The organism is Pantoea sp. UBA4549, from assembly GCF_002387285.1.
GTDB classification, from domain to species: Bacteria; Pseudomonadota; Gammaproteobacteria; order Enterobacterales; family Enterobacteriaceae; genus Pantoea; species Pantoea borealis.
Window position 1 is genome coordinate 118,015 of record NZ_DGLH01000018.1, and the last position, 20,898, is coordinate 138,912.

Here is a 20,898-nt window from a genome sequence, read left to right on the forward strand (position 1 = left end):
TCCGGTACAATCATTTACTTATTTAACGGCTACCGGCCACTGGCTCAGCCGTATGCCCCGCTCCGGCGCATTCTCACCAAAGTCGCGCAGAACCGCTTTCACATCCGGATCGAGATATTCAGCGTTACCCTGCTCAACAATGACCACGCTGTTTTCCGGGATTTCTGCCAGCACGCCCTGCAGCTTAGGGTTATGCATAAACGTCAGGTTCTGGTGAAAACGCAGGACATAGTGATCGTCATGGCGGGTGAGCTGTAGCGCATTGCGGTGACTCTGATAAATGCTGCAGAGGATCTGCACGGCAATCCCGAGGAAAATACCGGCCAGCATACCCAGCAGGATGATACCGCCAATGGTAGCCAGAAAAGGCACATATTGCGCCCACCCCATCCGGATCTGCTCAGCAAACAGGCGCGGGGTTGCCAGCTTATAGCCGGTGTAAAGCAGTACGGCGGCCAGGCTGGCCAGCGGAATTGCATTGAGCAGCGAACTGAACCACAGGCCGCAGACCAGCAGCAGCACGCCATGGATCAAAATAGAGAGTTTGCTCTGTGCACCGACGCTGACGTTAACCGAACTGCGAACAATAACGGCGGTAATCGGCATTGCGCCCAGTAACCCTGCCGTTAAGTTCCCTATCCCCTGCGCAAACATCTCTTTGTTGGGCGAAGGAGCCGGATGCTGCGGACGCAGTTTTTTCAGCGCTTCCTGGCTGAGCAGCGTCTCCAGGCTGGCGACCAGAGCCAGCGTGACCGCAACCACCCAGACAGCGGGATTTTGCCACGCCAGCCAGTCCGGCGTTTCCAGCTCAGCCACCAGCGCGGAAAAGCTGTCAAAGGCAGGGAGCGTGATACGCGGCAGCCCGTCAGCCAGCGCCGGAAAAAGCTTATCTCCGGCGAGGGTTGCCATACAGCCAATCAGCACCGCCACCAGCGGTCCGGGGATCCAGCTCAGCGCCTTTACTGACTTAATCAGCGGCGTGGTCCAGAGCCAGAGCGTCAGCAGGCCCGCGGCAGCTACCCCAATAGCACTGGCTGAAAACGCTATATTGCCTGACACCAGCGCCCCCAGCCCGCCCTCACCGGCTGCGCCCAGCGCTACCGGGATCTGCTGCATAATCAGCAAAATGCCGATTGCCGCCAGCATGCCTTTAATCACGCTGCCTGGCACCAGCGCGATAAACCGCCCTGCGCGCAGCAGCCCCAGCAGACACTGCAGTACTCCCGCCAGAATCAACGCGGTCAGAAAGGCAGAGAAACTGCCCAGCGTCTGAATGGAGGCCACAACAATTGTTACCAGTCCGGCGGCCGGACCACTGACCGCAAAACGCGACGGACTCAGCGCGGTCACCAGCAGCCCGCCGATCACACCGGTAAGCAGACCGGCAAAAGGCGGCAGCCCGCTGGCCTGAGCGATCCCCAGGCAGAGTGGCAGCGCAACCAGAAAGACGACCAGGCCGGCCGGAATATCCTGCCGCAGCGTTTTAACGTTCATGGCACATTGTCCTCAGCTGATTGCGGTACAGATGACGCGGGTAGTGTTCAGCACAGCCTGCGCTATATTTATGACGCGGCAAACCGGCTCCGCGATATTTCACTAATAATGGTTTTTGTATCATCACAATCATCTTCTCTTTATGCCTGCGTAACCGATCTGCGGGTAATACATTCCCTGAATAAGAGGCCATAAATAGCTGCAGCGGATACAAAGCAGCGTTACCTCACAAAAATTGGTTATAGCTGCTTAAGATTTAAGTTGCACCTTAATTATTTAACATCCCGGCATGACAGTCGCTCTGTAAAATAAAGGTCAGGAAAGGTAACTAATAAGTAAGTTTGAGCAAGCATATTTCAAATAAAATAATTAGTTAAACTTCTTTCATTTCAATACTTAAAAAATATAAAAATTTTCCGTACAGAATTGACTGACAAAAAATTACATATCATTCAGGGAGTGCGTGCACCGCCATGGTGAATTACCACGTTATAACCAGGATAGTTCTTAGTTATTAAAATTAATGATTAGCACGATAGTTTGCAACCAGCCAGATGACTCAAAATAATTCACTGATGACCAACGGATAATCTGGTGATATATCGGGAGATTACGTCGCAGCCTGACAGCTAACGCAAAATGTAAATATGCGTGGATCTGACGGTAAAATGCAATTCCCTGCGCGACCGGATGTTTTTTCAGTTGCCGAATTATTTGTCGTCCCATCCTTTTATGCAGTTTTCCGCTTTTGCACCATACCGCAGCCTGCACAATCGTGAGGCACGGACCGGTGATACGGGCGAGTGTATGACGTTATCCGGTATGTGAAAGATATCTGCAGACGCGCTGCAAAAACGTACCTGTTAACGTAAGCTGTGCGCAGTCACCGGTTACGGTCAGGTCACAGGAGAGAAGTATGGAGAGTAAAGTCTGCGGTCCGCGTTCAGCACTGCTTGATAGCCTGACATGGCTGGAATATGCCTTTCAGCCTGCCGGTCTGCCTGCGCCTGAAGCTGCCGCTTACGGACATCAGCGCCACAGCGCCCGCGTGGTGTTGTCAGGACAGAACCGGCCGCCAAAAAGCTGTGAATCTGACGGTGTGATTGCTGAAGATAGCCATCCGGTAGCCGTTTACACTGCCGACTGCCTGCCGGTGCTGTTTGCCGATCCTGAGCAGCAGCAGGTGGCGGCGATCCATGCCGGGCTGAACGGCACTCTGAACGGTATTTTACAAAGTGCGCTTGATGCCCTGCTGGCACGCGGAGCAAGCCTTGATACGCTTTGCGTCGCCATCGGTCCGGCCATTGGTCCCTGCTGCTATGAGTTAGGCGACGATCGCATCTGGCAGATGCAGCAGCGCAGCGATCTCCCGCCGCTGCAGTGGACAGCGCAGCAACCCGTGAACCTGCAGGCGGTACGTCCGCAGGCGCAGGCGCAGCAGCAGGGGGTCTGGTTCAGTCTGCCCGGGCTGGCACGCAGCATTTTACTGCAGCATGGGCTCGGGGCAGCGCAGATTGATGTGGCAGAGGTATGCACCTACTGTATGGCCGAGGCGGGCTCCAGCTACCGGCGCAATACCCACTTCGATTGTGGATACCAGTCGCGCTTTTCGTGGATCCGCCGTCGTTAACCGCTTTACTGCCCGGGAAAACGGGCGGTTAGTGGATAAGGGCGTTAAGCGTCAGCACACCCGCCAGGCCAAGCAATGAGATCAGCGTTTCCATAACGGTCCAGGTTTTCAGCGTTTCTGTTACGCTGAGGTTGAAGTAGCCTTTAAACAGCCAGAAGCCCGGATCGTTGACGTGTGACGCGATCACGCTGCCCGATCCGACTGCCAGTACCATCAGCGCCGGATCGGTGTGCGTTACGGCAATAATCGGCGTAACGATGCCGGCAGTGGTGATCGCGGCTACCGTTGCCGATCCCAGCGCTACCCGCAGCATGGCCGCGACGGTCCAGCACATCAGCAGCGGCGAGAGCGAAGAGCCTTTCATCATATCGGCAATATAGTTACCCACACCGCTGTCCACCAGCACCTGCTTGAAAGCGCCGCCGCCTGCGATAATAAAGATAATCATGGCGATAGCCGCAATCGAACTGCCGCACATATCCATGACCTCTTCCATGCGGCGGCCGTTACGTAATCCCAGCGTAAATACGGCAATCACGACAGCAATAAACAGCGCCACCGCCGGGTTACCAATAAATTCGAAAAACTGTCGCAGCGGATCGTCTTTAGGTGTGGTCAGTTCGAATATTGCCGCTATTGCCATCAGCACCACCGGGATCACCGCAGCAAAAATACTGATCCCAAAGCCTGGCATCTCCTCTTCTGAAAAAATGCGCGGATTGTAGAGTCCTTCAGGCGGTGATTTTTCAAACCGCTTTAAAAATTTAGAGAACACCGGGCCCGCAATAATCACCGTGGGGATCGTGATGATCATGCCATACAGCAGCGTGGTGCCAAGATTCGCACCGAAAATGGTGGCAATCGCCGTGGGCCCGGGATGCGGGGGCAGAAAACAGTGGGTGACTGAGAGTGCGGCCACCATCGGCACGCCGACGTACAGCAGCGGCAGTCTGGCGGCGGCGACCACGGTAAACACCAGCGGCAACAGCAGCACAAACCCCACTTCATAAAACATTGCCAGGCCGACGATCAGCCCTGTCACTACCAGCGCCCACTGCAACCGCTGTTTACCAAAGGCCGCAATCAGCGTAGTAGCGACCCGCTGTGCGGCACCGGTATCAGAGACCAGTCGTCCGAGCATGGCACCAAACCCCAGGATCATCGCCAGACTGCCCAGCGTTGATCCGATGCCTTTCTGTATCGACGCCATCACATTAAGCGGCGTCATACCTTCAGCAATACCGACCACCGCTGAGACGAACACCAGCGCGATAAACCCATTCACTTTGAAAACAATCATCAGTACCAACAGCAGGATCACGCCCAGCACAATTATCGTAATTGGCATTTTTATTAGTCCGGTAAAGAGAGAAAAGTCAGCCGTATGCCGGCGCAGCCAGACAGACTATCCGGCTACGCACCACGCATTACACGGCTACGCGCATACCGCCATCAACAAATAGCAGATGGCCATTAACAAAATCTGAAGCAGAAGATGCCAGAAAAATGGCGGCACCAATCAGCTCTTCCGGCTTACCCCAGCGCGCAGCAGGCGTACGCTTAGTCAGCCAGCCGGTAAACGCGGGATCGTCAGCCAGCGGCTGCGTCATCTCGGTCACAAAGTAGCCTGGCGCAATCGCATTAACCTGAATATTGTAGCGTGCCAGTTCTACGCACATCCCCCGCGTCAGCATGGTGACCGCACCTTTGGAGGCTGCGTAAGGGGTGATCGTGTCGCGGCCCAGCTCACTCTGCATCGAGCCGATATTGATAATTTTGCCGCGCTGGCGCGTCACCATCTGCTGTGCCACTTTTTGCGAGACGAAAAACACCGCGGTCTGGTTTACCGCAATCACGTCGTGCCAGTCCTGCTCCGGAAACTCCAGAAAAGGCCGCCGCCGCTGGATCCCGGCGTTGTTCACCAGGATATCGATGGCGCCCCACTGCGCTTCAATTTCATCGATCGCCTGATGCACCGCACCGGAATCTGTTACGTCAAACGCTTTGGCCCGGGCAGCGATCCCCTGCTCACGCAGCGCGCCGGCGGCGCGCTCTGCGCCTTCAGCTGTGGTCGCGTTGATAATCACTTCGGCCCCGGCTTCACCCAGGCCCTGCGCCAGCAGAAACCCGATACCGCGTGCTGAACCGGTCAGCAGTACGCGCTTGCCGGTCAGAGAAAAGAGTGCGCTCATGTTATCTCCCTAAAAAGTCAGCTGGACTTTTGCCGCGCGGGTTTTATCGCTGGCAAACTGCAGCGCCGCATCGATATCCTGAAGCGGGTACTCACCGCTATAGAGCGGCAGCGGATTGATAACGCCCTGCGCCAGCCACTCAACCGCCGTATTGAATTCATGTGTAAAACGGAACGAGCCTGTCAGGGTTATCTCTTTGGCAATCAGCATCATCAGAGGGAAATCAGGAAAAGCGCCTCCCATCCCTACCTGCACTACCGTGCCTTTGGCACACACGACCTCCAGGCAGCGCTGCAGTGACGCCGGATGACCGGACGCTTCAAACGCCACATCGAAGTAGCCCTTATCTGCCATCCAGGCAGTGAAATCGCCGCTTGCAGCGTTAACCACCTGCGTAGCACCCATTTGCTGCGCCATATCCAGCGAACGCTCACTGATATCACTGCAGATAATCTCTGCAGCACCACGCGCCTGTGCGGCGGCGGCAATCAGACAGCCAATCGGCCCGGTGCCGGAGATAAAGATACGTTTGCCGGCAAGATCGCCAGCCTGATGCGTGGCGTGAATGCAGACTGCCAGCGGCTCAGCAAACACCATTACCGTTTCATCGGCATCCGCTGGAAAAGGCACGCACTGGCTGCTCGCCACAACTTTGTGCCGGGTAAATCCGCCATCAACGTGCGGGACATACATTGCGCTGCCAAAAAAACGCATTGCGGTACACTGATTCTCCTGCTGCCGCTGACAATATTTGCATTCACCGCAGGGTTTCGCCGGATTGATAGCCACTTTTTGCTGTGGCTGCAGGCGGGGATCGTCGCTTTCTATGACATAACCAATTACTTCATGCCCGAGTATCATAGGCATTTGCAGCGCAAAGCTGCCGACCTTTCCTTCCTGATAGTAATGCAGATCGGAGCCACAGATTCCGCCGCGCGTAATGCGCACCAGCGTGCCGGAGCCATCCCACTGCACGTGCTGCTGCGCGACACTGACCTGCTGTTTGCCGCTGATGACGCAGGATTGTGTTTCGATGTTCATGTTTTTCCCGTGAGTCTGTTTATGTGATGACTATAAAAACGGGTTAAACGGTATAAAACTGTGATGAACATCACTCAGAACAATGTTACAGAAAAGATGTTACCGGGAACGTGAACTGGCTGTCAGGTTACTGCAACCGGGCCCGGTCGTTCTGCCTGATTACCGGGCTGACAGCAACTCCCGGCTATATTTAAATAATTCTGAATCAGAACGGACGCCAAGCTTTTTTAGCGCCGACTGCTTCTGCCCGCTCACCGTTTTCCGGCTCCGCCTGAACTTGGCCGCAATTTGTGAAACGCTCATACCATCAAGAAAGCAGCGAATTACCTCCGCTTCACGCGGGCTTAATAACCTTATTTTTTCGTGAAGCGCTGGTGTGCAGCCGATACAAAAATGCTCATCCGCTATTTTTTCGGAAATGGCATAAAGCGTCTGAATTTCTTCAGCAAGGTGTGCGGCTAAAAACAGGTTATTCTCAGCAACGACTCTGACCGCCGCCAGCACCTCTTCAAAGGGATGACTTTTTCCGATAAAACCGTTTACGCCGGCCCGGAGCGCCATCCTGGCAACTGCCGGGCTTTCTGCAGAGGTTAAAACCAGCATTTTTTGCGTCGGATAGTGGTTACGTATTTGCTTTATTAACGTCAGGCCATCAACTTCGCGTTCACCCAGCAGAAAATCCAGGATCAGAACATCGATCCTGTGCGTATTTAACGCACTGAAAAGCTCACTGCCGGACGACCAGGCGGCAACAAGCTGAATATCGGGATGGTTTTTCAGACACAGCTCAAAAACCAGACGGATCATAGGGTGACCGTCGAGAACAGCAACACGGACTGGCTGAGTGTTTGAATCCAATCTGCCTCTCCTCTAAAAAGCACATTACAGGTAAAAGGTTATATCGTTTAACCTTTTCAGTTAACTCATTGGTAATAGCAGGAAAACCTTCTTCACAATGTGATTATTCAGGTAATTATATAAAGCTGGAAAATAAAAAATTATTAAAATATAAAATCATCCACTTCACAAATAAAAGAGAGAGTGAAATCACCTGGGAAATGACGCACTTCTGCTGATAACTGCTGCTATCTTTCCGGCCCGGCATGCAATAAATATAACACTCACCAGATAAGGCCATTCAGCTACACTCCGGGATTAACAGGCATTATTAATAACATTAAAATAGCGATTAAAATGATAAATTCTCTTCCTGGCGCTATTTGAAGGCTTATTTCCAGATTACTTTCCCACTATAATGTTTAAAAACCCGCCCCGTTGCGATAAACATTTCTTGCCGCTGTGTAGTTATTATCCGGGCTTTTCAGAAAAAGGAATCCATGCTGACCTTAAAAAAAGTGCTAAGTCATTAGCCCTGTACTCTGACCCATTCAGGGCGTGCCGGTCCTTCCCGTGCGTAACGAAGGCAAGCTGAAACCTCGTGCGTAACCTGCCGCCCTGCTTTTTTTGACGTCACTCACACGCTGAGTGTTGCTCTCTTCCATCATGCGCGATTACCGTTAGAGTTAACTCATCCGACCACTTTTGAGCGCCTGATTATGATCGAGCACTATCCCTGCTTATTCACGCCTCTCGATCTGGGATTTACCCGGTTAAAAAATCGTTTTCTGATGGGCTCGATGCATACCGGGCTGGAGGAGCATCCCGACGGCGCTGCACGACTGGCTGCTTTCTATGCCGAGCGCGCACGCGAAGGGGTGGCGCTGATAGTGACCGGTGGCGTCGCGCCGAATGCGCAGGGTGTGGTGACACAGGGTGGCGCAATGCTGACCCGGGAAAACCAGTGCGACTGGCATCGTCAGATCACCACCGCGGTCCATGCGCAGGGCGGGAAAATTGCGCTGCAGATCCTGCATGCCGGACGCTATAGCTATCAGCGGTCGCTGGTAGGCCCTTCCGCACTCCAGGCTCCCATAAATCCTTTTACTCCGCATGCGCTGAGCGAAGCAGAAATTAGACAGACTATTGCTGATTTTGCCCGCTGCGCGCGTCTGGCGCAGCAGGCAGGATATGATGGCGTAGAGATCATGGGCTCCGAAGGCTATCTGATTAATCAGTTTCTGACGGCGCAGACCAACCAGCGCACTGACGGCTGGGGAGGCGATGTGCTGCGGCGGCAGCGCTTCGCCCGTGAAGTGACGCAGGCGGTACGTCAGGCCACCGGCGAGCACTTTATTGTGATTTTCCGGCTGTCGCTGCTCGACCTGGTGCAGCACGGCAGCACGCTGGACGAAACGCTGATGCTGGCTGAGGCGCTTGAGGCGTGTGGCGTGACGCTGTTTAACAGCGGTATTGGCTGGCATGAAGCACGCATCCCGACGATAGCAACCTGTGTCCCGCGGGCTGGCTTTGCGTGGGTAACCCGCTACCTGCGCGAACGCGTCTCCGTACCGGTAATTGCCACTAACCGGATCAACCATCCTGATGTAGCTGAAGCCCTGCTGCGCGAAGGTACCGCCGATATGGTCTCAATGGCACGGCCATTTCTGGCAGATGCCGCGTTTGTCTCCAAAACGGCGCAGGGCCAGCCTGAAGCCATCAATACCTGTATTGCCTGTAATCAGGCGTGCCTCGATCAGATTTTTGCAGGCAACGTGACATCCTGCCTGGTCAATCCGCGCGCCTGTCATGAAACCCTGATGCCGGTTGTGCCCGTAACGCATCCAAAGCAGCTGGCTGTCATTGGTGCCGGTCCGGCAGGCATGGCTTTTGCCCTGCAGGCGGCTCAGCGCGGACATAAGGTGACGCTTTATGAAGCGGATGCGGAGATTGGCGGGCAGTTTGCCATCGCCCGGCAGATCCCGGGCAAAGAGGAGTTTCATGAAACCCTGCGCTACTTCCGCCATCAGCTGGCAGCAGCTAAGGTGACGCTGCGGCTTAACCACCGGGTCCGTGCCGGTGAGCTGATAGACGCGGATGAAATTATCATTGCCACCGGCGTGACGCCGCGTCAGCTCTCCATTCCCGGCATCGATCATGCCAGCGTGGTCAGCTATCTGGACCTTCTGCACCACAAAAAACCGGTGGGACAGCGCATCGCCATTATTGGTGCAGGCGGCATCGGTTTTGATACAGCCGCCTATTTACTGCATTCCCCGGAAGATTTTTACCAGCGCTGGGGGATCGATCGCACGCTGCAGGCGCGCGGCGGCGTTGTTCCTGCCCGGCCGCCATTACCCGGCCGGCAAATCTGGCTGCTGCAGCGCAAAAGCGGAAAACCCGGAGCGGGGCTGGCGAAAACCACCGGCTGGATCCACCGCGCCAGTCTGCAGGCGCATGGCGTGCAGATGTGGGGCGATGTGGAATATCTGCGCATTGACGATGCAGGGCTGCATCTGCGGCACCAGGGCAAACCGGTCACGCTGGCCGTGGACAACATCGTGGTTTGCGCCGGTCAGGAGCCGCTGCGCCTGCTGGCTGACGAGCTGGCCGCACGTGGCAAAACGGTGCGGGTAATCGGCGGCGCAGATGTGGCGCAGGAGCTGGACGCGCGGCGGGCTATTTCACAGGCTACCGCGCTCGCGCTGAGTCTGTGATCAGCGCAGTTTTACCGCGCGCAGCACTACAAACTTCGCGCTGGATGCTACCAGTTCGCAGTTGCCAAACAGTTTCTTCATCTTCTGGTGATAGCCGAGGTGCCGGTTGCCCACGATACGCAGCTCACCGCCATACTGCAGACAGCGTTTTGCGTCGCGCAGCATCTGCCATGCAAGGTGATCCGTAACCGCATGCTGCTGATGAAACGGCGGATTGCATAACACCGCATGCAGCCGGTCAGACGGAAAGCCGCTCAGCACATTGTTAACGCGGAACTGGCAGCGTGACAGATCCTGCGGGCGGTTAACCTTAACGTTCAGCTCACTGGAGGCCACTGCCATATAAGATTCATCATAAAACAGCACTTCAGCCTGCGGATTTTGCTCCAGTGCCATTAAGCCAATCACGCCGTTGCCGCAGCCAAGATCCATGATTTCGCCTTCAATATTGTGTGGCAAATGCTGCATAAACAGCCGCGCACCAATATCCAGCGAGGTGCGTGAAAAGACGTTGGCGTGGTTATGGATCTGATAAGGCGTCTCATCCAGTGGCCAGACGGTAGTGTCTGCCGCCTCAGCCAGCGCCGGTGCGCTGTAACGGCTGTAGATCAGACGCGCCTTTTTCCAGGCCAGCGATGTTTTACTTTCGCCCAGAATGCGCTCAAACAGCTGCAGCGTGGAGTTATGAATATCTTTCGCTTTGGCTGCCGCCAGAATCAGCGTGTCCGGCGTGGCCACGCTGCGCAGTGCGCGCAGCTGATGCTCCAGCAGTGCCAGCGCTTTGGGAATTTTGATTAAAACAGCTGCGGGTGCTGCAGGCAGCGCGCTCAGGCTGTCGATAAAGTGAATGCGATCGTCAGACAGGCCGTTTAAGCGCAGATTCTGCCTGGCTGCCTGCTGACTCAGCCAGGAGTCGCTGACGTGCCAGATTTCCCGGTCCTGCAGGCCACAGGTTAACGCCCCAAAGCTGTCGTTGAACACCAGCACCGGACCTTCCGGCAGCGTCTGCTGCAGCAGATATTCATCGGCGGCATCCCACGCCTGTAAAGGGCTCTCTTCACGCATCGGCGGAAAGCGCTCCAGCGTAAGGGTGCTATGGGTCAGTTCAAGTTGGCTCATGGAATCTCCGGCGTGGTACACTTTGCGCAATTTTCGCCCTGAAAAGGGGGGCGCAGTATACTGTCTTTCGTCAGGAATCCCAATGTCATTAATTTATCTGCAGGGTTACCCTGAAAATATCCTCGAACAGGTGCAAACGCTGATCGATCATCAGCGATTAGGCGCGTTCCTGCAGCAGCGCTATCCTGAAACGCATGACGTGGTCAGCGATCGCGCGCTGTATGACTACACGCAGGCGATAAAAAATCGCTATATGCGCAGCGCACCGCCGGTAAGCAAAATCCTCTGGGATAATAAAATCAAAGTGATGAAGCATGCGCTGGGGCTGCACACGGCGATTTCGCGCGTACAGGGCGGCAACCTGAAAGCCAAAGCGGAGATCCGTATCTCCACCTTTTTCCGTCTCGCCCCTGAGCCTTTCCTGCGCATGATTGTGGTGCACGAACTCGCCCACCTCAAAGAGAAAGAGCACAGCAAAGCGTTCTATCAGCTCTGCTGCCATATGGAGCCTGACTATCATCAGCTGGAGTTTGACGCGCGCCTGTGGATGACCGATCAGGCGATGCGCGGCAACGCGGCTTAAAGAAACTCCTGCGCTTTCTGGATCAGACTGGTTTTTGTCAGGGCGCCCATAAAACGACGCTCCTGCGGATTGTTCAGCACCGGCAGCCGCTCAAGCGTCACGCGTGAAAACGCCTCCCACCCTTCGCGCATGCTCTGCCCCTGAAAAATGCAGGGGAAGTTGTTATCCATGACGGTGCTGACCGGCGAATCCAGGGTGATCTCCTGCGCCAGTACCTTGCGCGAGATATCGTGAATAGAGACCACGCCCAGGAACTGCTCTGCCTGATTCAGTACGTAAACATAGCGTTCACGCTTCAGCGAGCTGACCGCCAGCGCCTGTCCGACCGACTCTTCGGGCTGCAGCGCTGCGCCAGGAATAATCAGCTGATCGACACGCATATGGTCAAAATCGTACCAGGCTTCAGAACGGCTCAGGTGGTGACTGACTACCGGATAAGTGCTGGCGGACTGCAGGCGATAGACCACCATCGAAGCCAGCACGGAAGCGATCATCAGCGGAAACAGCAGGCTGCTGTTAAGCGTCATCTCCAGCACCATCAGCATGGCCATCAGCGGAGCCTGACTCACCGCGGCCAGCACGGCGGCCATGCCTATTGCTGCATAAAGCAGCGTATCTCCCGTCGGCAGCTGCAGCGCCGCCGCACTCTGCGCCAGAATCACCCCGAGCAGTGCGCCGATCAGCAGCGAAGGGGTGAACAGTCCGCCTACGGCGTTTGAGCCTACGGAAAGCGTTGTGGCCAGCGTTTTGAGTAAAAGCAGCAGCAGTAATCCGGTGATGACGTAATGGCCCTCAATGATCTTTACGATCACTTCATACCCGTTACCGAGAATATCCGTAGAGATCAGCGCCAGTAACCCTACGGCTACCCCGCCCGCACCAAGCCGCAGCGGTAGCGATCGCACGCGGCTGAACAGTCGCCGGCTGCGACCAATCAGCGCGATCAACAGCCAGCCGGCAACGCCCGCCACCAGACCAATCAGTACCGTCACCAGCAGACTGGTCACATCCATCTGAAACAGCGTATCGGCAAGCGGATAAAGCGCATTGCGAAAACCCAGCGCCCACATGGTCATCACCGCGACCGCAGAGGACACAATCAGCGGGATCAGTCGCTGCAGGGCTGAAATACCAAAAGCAATTTCCGCAACAAAGATCGCCGAGGCAAGCGGTGCGTGGTACACCGAGGAGAGGCCTGCCGCCGCCGCCATCGCGACAATATCGCTGTTGCGCAGGTTAAGCGATGCCGGCAGCCAGCGCCCCAGCAGACTGCCGCTGAGCGCTGAGAGCTGTACCATCGGTCCCTCTTTACCGATTGAGGCACCGCTGCCAATACTGGCGATTGAAGAGAGTGCACGAAACAGAGAAGTACGCGTCGGCACGGCGTCCAGCCTGGCATTAATCACTTCCAGATAGTCCGTTTTTACCGTCTCCTGCTGCTCAATGGCGACGGCATAGCGCAGAAACCAGCCCGCCAGCACGCCCCCCGCCCCCACCAGCAGCGGCCAGAAGATCCACGGCCAGACGTGCATCGCCACGGTGATCTCATGGTCACTGTTAAACAGCAGCTGGTTAATCATGTCGATGATGCCGCGAAACGCCAGCGTCACCAGCGAGGCCATCAGCCCCACAGGAATGGCAATCAGCAGCGTGGTCCAGTTTAGTGCATGTTTGCTTCCGCTCACCCGGCTCTCCCGTTCGCAGGCTTTCAGACTTAAGGGCTCACTATATTGGAATGCGGATCGCAGGATCAAATGCTGCCGGATAGTTTCCTGCCGCAGCATGCTACCCTGCGGCTTTCTTTTATCAGGAGAGCAGGCCTGTGATTCGCTTTGCCATTGTTGGCACCAACTGGATTACCCGTCAGTTTATTGACGCCGCACATGCGAGCGGCAGATTCACGCTCAGCGCAGTGTACTCCCGCAGCCAGCAGCAGGCAGATGCCTTTGCCGCTGATTACGCCTGCCCGCTGACGTTTACCTCGCCTGAAGCGATGGCGGCGTGCCGCGATATCGACGCGGTTTATATTGCGAGCCCGAATGCACTGCATTGCGAACAGGCGCTGCTGTTCATGTCTCACGGCAAGCATGTGATCTGCGAGAAACCGCTGGCCTCCACGCTGCGTGAAGCCGACGCGATGATCGCCTGTGCACAGCAGCATCAGGTTGTGCTGTTTGAAGCATTCAAAACCGCCAGCCTGCCTAACTTTCATCAGCTGCAGCGCGCTCTGCCGCAGCTGGGCACGCTGCGCAAGGCGCTGTTCAGCTACTGTCAGTACTCTTCCCGTTATCCGCGCTATCTTGCGGGCGAAAACCCGAATACGTTTGACCCGCGCTGGTCCAATGGCTCAATTATGGATATTGGCTATTACTGCCTGGCCGCTGCCGTCACGCTGTGGGGTGCCCCCCGCCGCGTAACGGCTGAAGCCACGCTGCTGCCCAGCGGCACAGATGCGCACGGGACGGTGATCCTCCACTATGGCGATTTTGATGTCACCCTGCTGCATTCCAAAGTCAGCAACTCCGCTATTCCGAGTGAAATTCAGGGGGAAGCGGGTTCGCTGCTTATTGAGAAGCTGGCGGAGTGTCAGCAGTTGCGGCTACTGCCACGCAGCGGTACCGGGCAGGATCTGACGCAGCCGCAGCACAGCAATACGATGCGCTATGAAGCCGAAGTGTTTGCCAGCCTGGTAGAAACGCAGCAGATTGCGCACCCTGCCCTCGCGATCTCACGGCTGACAGCAGAACTGCTGACCACCATCCGCCAGCAAACCGGCGTGGTGTTTCCTGCCGATCGCCATGAAGTGTAAATATTGCTAAATATGTCTGGTCGTGCATTGCATCGTCCTGCGGCTGCGCTATTTTTTCCTAAGCAAAGGGGAGTAACTTGTCAGCTGATTGATCGTCATTACGATGTGTAGCGCATCCGGTCGTCAGGCAACCCGGAAGTGATTCTGTGTTGTAAGTGAGACCTTGCCGGAAGGCGAGGTGCGCTTGCAGCGTAATGAAAGCGGCTTACGTCTTCTGACGGAGCCGTTTTTTTTAACTTTCGCACAGGACACCATTATGCAATCGATAGGCACACCGTTACTCTGGGGCAGTTTTACCGTTGTTGTGCTGGTTATGCTGGCGATCGATCTGCTGCTGCAGGGCCGGCGCGGCGCACAAACCATGTCGTTCAGACAGGCGGCTATCTGGTCACTGATCTGGGTGTCCGTTTCACTGCTGTTTGCTGCCGCTTTCTGGTGGTATCTCGATACGCACGCCGGCCGCGAGGTCGCCACTACGCAGACGCTCGCTTTTCTGACCGGGTACGTACTGGAAAAAGCGCTGGCGGTGGATAACGTCTTTGTCTGGCTGATGCTGTTCAGCTACTTTGCTATACCGCCCCAGCTGCAGCGGCGCGTACTGATCTACGGCGTACTGGGCGCTATTGTCTTGCGTACCATCATGATTTTCGCCGGCAGCTGGCTGGTCATGCAGTTCAGCTGGATCCTCTATATTTTTGGTGCCTTTCTGCTGTTCACCGGCATTAAGATGGCGCTTGCACGTGAGGATGACACGGCTGTAGGTGATAAACCGGTGGTACGCTGGCTGCGTCAGCATCTGCGCATGACCGATTCGCTGGAGGGTGAGAAGTTTTTTATTCGCCGTAACGGGGTACTGTTTGCCACCCCGCTGCTGCTGGTTCTGATCATGGTCGAGCTTAGCGATGTGATTTTTGCTGTTGACAGTATTCCGGCTATTTTTGCGGTGACCACCGATCCCTTTATTGTGCTGACCTCTAACCTGTTTGCCATCCTGGGCCTGCGCGCCATGTATTTCCTGCTGTCAAACGTGGCGGAGCGCTTCTCTATGCTGAAATATGGTCTGGCCGTGGTACTGGTGTTTATCGGTATTAAGATGCTGATCGTCGAGTTTTATCACATTCCGGTCGCTGTCTCACTCAGCGTGGTGGGCGTTATTCTCGGGGGAACGCTGCTGATTAATGCCTGGGTTAACCGTCGAAATGACCGCCGGCGGATCTCACCATAATCTTCTGCAGGGGCGTAAATCGCCCCTGCTTTATTTTGCCGCAGTGTAACTTTCCCTTTTTTATCCCTGTCACACTTCTTCTGTTTAGCAGATTAAAAAATCGATCCCGCACGCAAAGCCGGAATTATCGCTTTTCTCACCAGCACTTTTCCTTATACTCCGCCCGGCAAACCCTCTGGCGCGGAATAAACGCGCACCACACTCATGACCGATAGTAAAAGATCACGATATGCAAAATAACCTTTCCAGAGTGGCAGGCGTGCTGTTTAAAGGCAGCCTGGTCAAACAAATCATGATAGGCCTGGTGGCCGGCGTGGCGCTGGCGTGGCTGTCCCGCGATGCCGCGTTAGCCGCCGGCCTGCTGGGTGAACTCTTTGTCCGGGCACTGAAAGCCGTCGCGCCGCTGCTGGTTCTGGTGCTGGTTATCGCGTCCATTGCGAACCATCAGCAGGGACAGAAAACCAATATCCGTCCCATCATTATGCTTTATCTGCTCAGCACCCTGTTTGCCGCGATGGTCGCGGTGATTTTCAGCCACCTTTTTCCGCAGACGCTGTCACTCGTGGCCGGCGACACCACCATTACGCCACCTTCCGGTATCACTGAGGTGCTGCATGGCCTTCTGATGAGCATGGTGGCTAATCCGTTTGATGCGCTGATGAACGCGAACTACATCGGCATACTGGTCTGGGCGCTGGGTCTTGGCCTGGCGTTCCGTCACGCCAGTCCGGGTACCAAAGATTTCTTAAATGACGCTTCACACGCGGCAACCTGGGTTGTGCGCTGTGTGATCCGCTGCGCACCACTGGGTATCTTCGGCCTTGTTGCCTCTATTCTGGCCTCAACCGGCTTTGGCGCACTATGGGAATATGGCAGCCTGCTGGTCCTGCTGATTGGCTGCATGCTGTTTATGGCGCTGATCGTAAATCCGCTGCTGGTGTATCAGAAAATCCGGCGTAATCCCTATCCACTGGTGTTTACCTGCATCCGCGAAAGCGGCGTGACGGCTTTCTTTACCCGCAGTTCAGCCGCCAATATCCCGGTTAACATGGCGCTGGCAAAACGGCTTAACCTTGATGAAGACACTTACTCCGTGTCCATTCCGCTGGGTGCAACTATCAGTATGGCGGGGGCGTCCATTACCATTACCGTTCTGACTCTGGCTGCAGTACATACGCTCGGTATCGATGTCGATGTCCCGACAGCCATTCTGCTGAGCCTGGTCGCCACGCTGTGCGCCTGCGGCGCCTCCGGCGTAGCGGGTGGGTCGCTGCTGTTGATCCCCGTGGCCTGTAATATGTTCGGCATCCCTAACGACCTGGCAATGCAGGTTGTGGCGGTTGGATTTATTATCGGCGTCCTGCAGGACTCAGCGGAAACGGCCCTTAACTCTTCAACCGATATTCTGTTTACTGCGGCTGTCTGCCAGGCAGAAGCGGAACGTCAGCCTGGCACCGCGACCTGACTCTCCTCTGCGGCGCACGATGTGCGCCGCACGCTTTCCGCCCTCGTGTTGCCTTCACTCACTTCTGCCGCACCCAACAAACTACCGCCGTAAACTGGCAATGTTGCCATATCTGGAAAATACTAAGCGGTGGCGGTGCAGCGGTGACATACATAACGCGGCCTCTGCCTGTAATTGCAACTTGTTTGCCGGAAACCGGTTAATCAGGCCGAACAACGTAAAAATGACCCTATCTGCCTGTTCTGAACCAGCAGGCGAGGTCAGATAATCTGCAATAGTGTCAGCTCGTGTAAAGCTCCTTTTACTCCTGGCTGCAAAGGGTAAAACTCCACTACAACGGATATATTGCACTGTCTGAATTGGGAAGTATTTGTTACAGTTATCGCCCTTTTTTTACCTTTTGCGACAAGGCCATCCAAAAGTCGCTGATTTAACACTTATAGCCGCATGGATACGGACCTCTGCTCAGGTGGCATACCCAAAATGTATAACTCACCTCTGCCTGCGCTTTAGCCCCTGATGGGCTCGTTTAACAATGATGTTCGGGAAAGATTGATGGATATTTTGAAAGCACTGCTGCATGCCCTGTGGCAGCAGGATTATGAGATGCTCTCTGACCCCACTCTGGTGTGGGCAATCTATGGCCTGCTGTTCATGATTCTGTTCCTTGAAAATGGCTTGCTCCCTGCCGCCTTCCTGCCCGGTGATAGTCTGCTGATCCTTGTCGGCGTGCTGATTGCCAAAGGCACAATGACTTTCCCCCTGACGCTGCTGGTTCTGACCACAGGTGCCAGCCTCGGCTGCTGGGTAAGTTATATCCAGGGACGATGGCTGGGAAACACCCCAACCGTACAGAAATGGCTGTCACACCTGCCGGCACAATATCATCAGCGCGCCCACAGCCTGTTCCATCGTCACGGTCTCTCTGCCCTGCTGATTGGGCGCTTTATCGCGTTTGTGCGAACGCTGCTGCCCACGATTGCCGGATTATCTGGCCTGAGTAATGCGCGCTTTCAGTTCTTTAACTGGATGAGTGGCTTCCTGTGGGTGCTGATTCTTACCGTCCTCGGCTTTGCACTGGGCAAAACGCCGCTGTTTCGCCGTTACGAAGATGAGCTGATGTTTTTTCTGATGATGCTGCCGCTGGCGCTGCTGGTCATTGGCCTGATCGGCTCGCTGGTGGTGCTGTGGCGTAAGCGTCAGGCAGGACAAAACGGGAAAGCGCAGTAATGAAAACAGGACGTCTCTTTACCCGACCACTGCTGCCGTGGCTGTGCGGCGGCATACTGCTGCTGCTCGCGGCAGGTGCGGCTCCGCTACTCTGGCAGCATGAAACCGTGGTACAAATTCGCGTGGCCCATAGCGGGACCAACCTGCCGGATGGCTTTTATCTTTATCAGCAGCTATCCGCCCAGGGCGTGCGCATTAAAAGTATCACGCCAGCAGGAGATGCACTGGTAATCCACTTTGAAGATGAAGAACAGAGCCTGGCAGCGCAGAAAGTATTACGCCGTTTATTACCACAAGGCTTTGTTGTGGCTGCAGATCCGCAGGCCTCACAGCAGCCGCACGATACCAATCCTCCGACCTACAGCTAATCCGATCGTCTGACCTGCCGTCAGACGATACTTTTTCTCTGCTATCTCTCCGTCTTTTTTGAATTTTTGCCCTGGCTGACTATGCTTAACGGTAGCACAAGCCGACGTAACGCCGGGATACGCTCCTGTCTGGCAGGCGACGGTTCATCAACAAGGGAAGGTGCGAACGTGATGAAACAACTTCTTCTGGGCGCCATGCTTGTCTCCTGCTCTGGCTCTCTGCTGGCGGCAGAGTCTCTGTGTCAGCAAAAAGAGCGCGATATCCGGCATGAGATTGCCATGGCAAAAGCGCACGATAATCAGCGCCGGGTCAACGGCCTGGAGCGTGCGCTGACAGAAGTTCGCGCCAGCTGCAGCGACCGGCAGCTGAAGTCAGCGCACTCAGAGCGTCTGAAGTCGCAGCAGAACAAGGTAGCCGAGCGCGAACAGGAACTGCAGAAAGCGCGTGCCGACAGGGACGACAAAGACAAAATTGAAAAACGTGAACGCAAGCTGGATGAGGCAAGGCAGGAGCTGAAAAAGCTTGCTGCAGAGCCTTACTAATCGGACGTAAATAATTAAAGTAATGGAGAACTCTCATGGCTAAAGACACCACATCTGAACATCTGCGCGCTGAGCTGAAAAATCTGGCCGACACCCTGGAAGAAGTATTAAGCAGCTCAACAGACAAATCACGCAGTGAACTGGATCGCCTGCGTCATAAAGCGCGCGGCGCACTGGAAAGCTCACGTGAGCGTCTGGGCGACTCCGGTGAGCGTATCGCCAAAACCACGCGCGAAGCCGCAGAGAAAGCGGAAGATTATGTGCGTGAGAATCCGTGGCACGGCGTTGGCGTTGGCGCAGCCGTGGGCGTGCTGATTGGCATTCTGATTTCGCGTCGTTGATATGAACGATTCTCAGCAAAGCCACGGCCCGGGCAAAGGGGTCTTTAACATCGGTCAGCGCGTGGTGACTACGCTGGTCAGTATGGTCGAGACGCGTGTCCGGCTGGCCGTTGTTGAGCTGGAAGAAGAGAAAGCCAATCTGATCCAGATGCTGATCATGATTGGCCTGACCATGCTGTTTACGGCATTTGGGCTGATGAGCCTGATGGTTCTGATCATCTGGGCGGTCGACGCGCAATACCGGCTGATGGCAATCGGAGTGACCACAGGCGCACTGTTTGTGCTTGCGCTGATTTTTGGCTTGTGGACGCTGCGCAAATCGCGTCAGTCGACGCTGCTGCGCCATACCCGTAAAGAGCTTGATTCCGATCGTAAATTACTGGAGGAGGACCGCTCATGAGCAGTCGCCATGAACGCGAAGCCCGCATTCATGAACTCCTTAATACGGTTCAGCAGCAGCGTCTCGATTTGAGCGCAGCGGGACGTGACTGGCTGGAAAATACAGCCCGTTACGATCGCGGCTGGCTGACGCTGGTGAGCTGTCGTCGCTATCTGGCAATAGGCAGCAGCGCGCTGGCTATCTGGTCAGTGCGCAGCCCTAACCGGCTGCTGCGCATCGCTAAACGCGGCTTCGGCCTGTGGAGCACCTGGCGTATGATCAAGTCATCCATGCCAGGGCGCTAACCGCTCTATAAAAAACCGGACCAGCAGGTCCGGTTTTTTTTCGTCAGAATTCCTGAACAACTTCGACAGTTTATCTTGCTTACAACCCTTTCGCACCGCGATTATTATCTCTCTCCATCAGCCCGGTGAACGTTTATCTGCGTTGCAGCGGGAAATTAACGGACAGGTTTTCAGCCTGCCACAAAATTACGCTGGAGTAGATGATGAAAAAATTCGAAGATGCAGGACTGTTAGCCGCGCGTGTACTGATGACTATTCTGTTTATTACGGCCGGCTGGGGCAAAATTACCGCTTATGCCGGCACCGAGCAGTATATGCAGGCAATGGGCGTGCCGGGCTTTATGCTGCCGCTGGTGATCCTGCTGGAACTGGGCGGCGGCCTGGCCATTCTGTTTGGTTTCCTGACGCGCTTTACCGCACTGTTTACCGCAGGCTTTACGCTGCTGACCGCGTTTCTGTTTCACAGCAACTTTGCAGAAGGCGTGAACCAGCTGATGTTTATGAAAAACCTCAGCATTGCCGGTGGTTTCCTGGTTCTGGGTCTGGTGGGACCGGGTGCCTGGAGTATTGACCGCCTGATCCGCCAGCGCATGGCACCGGCCGCCGCCCGTTAAGCGCGC

20 protein-coding genes are annotated in these 20,898 nt (G+C 55.4%); 13 read left to right on the forward strand and 7 right to left on the reverse strand.

What is annotated here, in order from left to right:
• Nucleotides 1-18: 18 nt before the first annotated feature.
• On the reverse strand, nucleotides 19-1,494 hold the full coding sequence (locus B3041_RS16290; protein ID WP_292977248.1) for a SulP family inorganic anion transporter: 1,476 nt from the start codon (nucleotides 1,492-1,494) through the stop codon (nucleotides 19-21).
• Between the two features lie 916 nt (nucleotides 1,495-2,410).
• Here B3041_RS16290 and B3041_RS16295 point away from each other — a divergent pair.
• Entirely contained in the window at nucleotides 2,411-3,124 is a 714-nt protein-coding gene (locus B3041_RS16295; RefSeq protein ID WP_292977250.1) for a polyphenol oxidase family protein, read from the forward strand.
• A 28-nt stretch (nucleotides 3,125-3,152) separates the two neighbouring features.
• Here B3041_RS16295 and B3041_RS16300 read toward each other — a convergent pair whose 3' ends face one another.
• From B3041_RS16300 to B3041_RS16315, 4 genes are all read right to left on the reverse strand, one after another.
• A complete protein-coding gene (locus tag B3041_RS16300) occupies nucleotides 3,153-4,472 on the reverse strand; it encodes a gluconate:H+ symporter (RefSeq protein ID WP_065648145.1) in 1,320 nt (439 codons plus the stop codon).
• 79 nt (nucleotides 4,473-4,551) lie between these two features.
• Nucleotides 4,552-5,316 carry a gluconate 5-dehydrogenase gene (idnO, locus tag B3041_RS16305; protein WP_065648144.1) on the reverse strand — a complete coding sequence of 255 codons (765 nt, stop codon included), beginning with the start codon at nucleotides 5,314-5,316 and terminating at the stop codon, nucleotides 4,552-4,554.
• A 9-nt stretch (nucleotides 5,317-5,325) separates the two neighbouring features.
• Nucleotides 5,326-6,357, reverse strand: a complete 1,032-nt coding sequence (gene idnD, locus B3041_RS16310) for an L-idonate 5-dehydrogenase (RefSeq protein WP_065648143.1) — start codon at nucleotides 6,355-6,357, stop codon at nucleotides 5,326-5,328.
• Nucleotides 6,358-6,516: 159 nt separating this feature from the next.
• A complete protein-coding gene (locus tag B3041_RS16315; RefSeq protein WP_240484883.1) occupies nucleotides 6,517-7,215 on the reverse strand; it encodes a response regulator transcription factor in 699 nt (232 codons plus the stop codon).
• Between the two features lie 698 nt (nucleotides 7,216-7,913).
• Here B3041_RS16315 and B3041_RS16320 point away from each other — a divergent pair.
• Nucleotides 7,914-9,911, forward strand: coding sequence for an NADPH-dependent 2,4-dienoyl-CoA reductase (locus B3041_RS16320; protein WP_292977256.1), 1,998 nt, complete (start codon nucleotides 7,914-7,916; stop codon nucleotides 9,909-9,911).
• Here the strand turns inward: B3041_RS16320 and rlmG are convergent, their stop codons facing one another.
• Nucleotides 9,912-11,030: a 23S rRNA (guanine(1835)-N(2))-methyltransferase RlmG gene (gene rlmG, locus B3041_RS16325; protein WP_292977258.1), complete on the reverse strand. Its 1,119-nt coding sequence runs from the start codon at nucleotides 11,028-11,030 to the stop codon at nucleotides 9,912-9,914.
• Nucleotides 11,031-11,112: 82 nt separating this feature from the next.
• On the opposite strand from rlmG, the gene B3041_RS16330 reads away from it, so the two are divergent.
• Nucleotides 11,113-11,613: a M48 family metallopeptidase gene (locus tag B3041_RS16330; protein ID WP_065648140.1), complete on the forward strand. Its 501-nt coding sequence runs from the start codon at nucleotides 11,113-11,115 to the stop codon at nucleotides 11,611-11,613.
• Here the strand turns inward: B3041_RS16330 and B3041_RS16335 are convergent.
• A complete protein-coding gene (locus tag B3041_RS16335) occupies nucleotides 11,610-13,298 on the reverse strand; it encodes a chloride channel protein (protein ID WP_065648139.1) in 1,689 nt (562 codons plus the stop codon). The genes B3041_RS16330 and B3041_RS16335 overlap by 4 nt on opposite strands.
• Before the next feature lie 137 nt (nucleotides 13,299-13,435).
• Between B3041_RS16335 and B3041_RS16340 the strand changes: the two genes are divergently transcribed.
• From B3041_RS16340 to B3041_RS16385, 10 genes are all read left to right on the forward strand, one after another.
• Nucleotides 13,436-14,422: a Gfo/Idh/MocA family protein gene (locus B3041_RS16340; RefSeq protein ID WP_292977261.1), complete on the forward strand. Its 987-nt coding sequence runs from the start codon at nucleotides 13,436-13,438 to the stop codon at nucleotides 14,420-14,422.
• 256 nt (nucleotides 14,423-14,678) lie between these two features.
• Nucleotides 14,679-15,647: a TerC family protein gene (locus B3041_RS16345; RefSeq protein WP_292977263.1), complete on the forward strand. Its 969-nt coding sequence runs from the start codon at nucleotides 14,679-14,681 to the stop codon at nucleotides 15,645-15,647.
• 229 nt (nucleotides 15,648-15,876) lie between these two features.
• Entirely contained in the window at nucleotides 15,877-17,112 is a 1,236-nt protein-coding gene (gene sstT, locus B3041_RS16350; protein ID WP_065648137.1) for a serine/threonine transporter SstT, read from the forward strand.
• 555 nt (nucleotides 17,113-17,667) lie between these two features.
• On the forward strand, nucleotides 17,668-18,342 hold the full coding sequence (locus B3041_RS16355) for a DedA family protein (RefSeq protein ID WP_065648136.1): 675 nt from the start codon (nucleotides 17,668-17,670) through the stop codon (nucleotides 18,340-18,342).
• Nucleotides 18,342-18,710, forward strand: coding sequence for an EnvZ/OmpR regulon moderator MzrA (gene mzrA, locus B3041_RS16360; protein ID WP_065648135.1), 369 nt, complete (start codon nucleotides 18,342-18,344; stop codon nucleotides 18,708-18,710). The genes B3041_RS16355 and mzrA overlap by 1 nt, the downstream gene beginning before the upstream one ends.
• 171 nt (nucleotides 18,711-18,881) lie before the next feature.
• Nucleotides 18,882-19,253, forward strand: a complete 372-nt coding sequence (locus B3041_RS16365; protein ID WP_065648134.1) for a DUF1090 domain-containing protein — start codon at nucleotides 18,882-18,884, stop codon at nucleotides 19,251-19,253.
• A 35-nt stretch (nucleotides 19,254-19,288) separates the two neighbouring features.
• Nucleotides 19,289-19,594 carry a DUF883 family protein gene (locus B3041_RS16370; RefSeq protein ID WP_065648133.1) on the forward strand — a complete coding sequence of 102 codons (306 nt, stop codon included), beginning with the start codon at nucleotides 19,289-19,291 and terminating at the stop codon, nucleotides 19,592-19,594.
• A gap of 1 nt (nucleotide 19,595) precedes the next feature.
• A complete protein-coding gene (locus B3041_RS16375) occupies nucleotides 19,596-19,994 on the forward strand; it encodes a phage holin family protein (protein WP_292977268.1) in 399 nt (132 codons plus the stop codon).
• Nucleotides 19,991-20,278 carry a YqjK-like family protein gene (locus tag B3041_RS16380; protein ID WP_065648131.1) on the forward strand — a complete coding sequence of 96 codons (288 nt, stop codon included), beginning with the start codon at nucleotides 19,991-19,993 and terminating at the stop codon, nucleotides 20,276-20,278. The genes B3041_RS16375 and B3041_RS16380 overlap by 4 nt, the downstream gene beginning before the upstream one ends.
• Nucleotides 20,279-20,481: 203 nt before the next feature.
• Entirely contained in the window at nucleotides 20,482-20,892 is a 411-nt protein-coding gene (locus B3041_RS16385) for a DoxX family protein (RefSeq protein WP_039380520.1), read from the forward strand.
• The last annotated feature ends 6 nt before the right edge of the window (nucleotides 20,893-20,898 follow it).